The organism is Aeromonas sp. QDB11 (assembly GCF_027705265.1).
GTDB classification, from domain to species: domain Bacteria; phylum Pseudomonadota; class Gammaproteobacteria; order Enterobacterales; family Aeromonadaceae; genus Aeromonas; species Aeromonas allosaccharophila.
Genome location: NZ_JAPDBM010000221.1, coordinates 1 through 671 on the forward strand (window position 1 = coordinate 1; position 671 = coordinate 671).

The window sequence follows — 671 nt, forward strand, 5'->3', positions numbered from 1 at the left end:
CAAGCTCGGCTGGTCAAGCAGGCAAGGCTCAAACTCCAGGCCACGGTGCAGGAGCTGGACTACCAGTCAGCACGCAACCTAGAGCGGTCACAGGTAGCAAACCTGGCCCAAGGAGAGTGGCTGCGCCGGGGCCAGAACCTGCTCATTACCGGCCCCTGTGGCTGTGGAAAAACCTACCTGGCTTGTGCGCTGGGCTACCAAGCCTGTCAGCAAGGGCATAGCACTCGTTACTACCGGCTGCCACGTCTGCTGCTTGAACTGAGCCAGGCCAAGGTAGATGGCAGTTACGCCAGACTGCTGGGTCAACTGGCAAGGATAGAGCTGCTGATCCTGGATGACTGGGGACTGGAAGCGGTGAATGCCGAGCAGCGCAACGCCCTGCTGGAGATCATGGATGATCGGTACGGGAAATACTCGACGGTAGTGGTCAGTCAGCTGCCAACGGAAGAGTGGTACGCGAGCTTGGGGGACAACACTCTGGCAGATGCGATCCTGGACCGGCTGATGCACAACGCTCACCGGCTGTCACTGAAGGGAGAATCGATGAGAAAGAGGAGAAGTGAGTTGACCCAATCTGAACACTCGAGTTAGAAACGGGGTGACGTGAGCGCGTTAAGGATCAGGGTGTTCACGTTGGCCGGAATGGCTGTTCAACTTCGCCGGAATACGCA

The 671-nt window shown here is 58.1% G+C and carries 1 protein-coding gene; it reads left to right on the forward strand.

What is annotated here, in order from left to right; translation table 11 throughout:
* The coding region (gene istB / locus OKC40_RS22770; protein ID WP_270797060.1) for an IS21-like element ISAs29 family helper ATPase IstB at nt 1–591 on the forward strand (591 nt) is incomplete at its 5' end.
* Between the last annotated feature and the right edge of the window lie 80 nt (nt 592–671).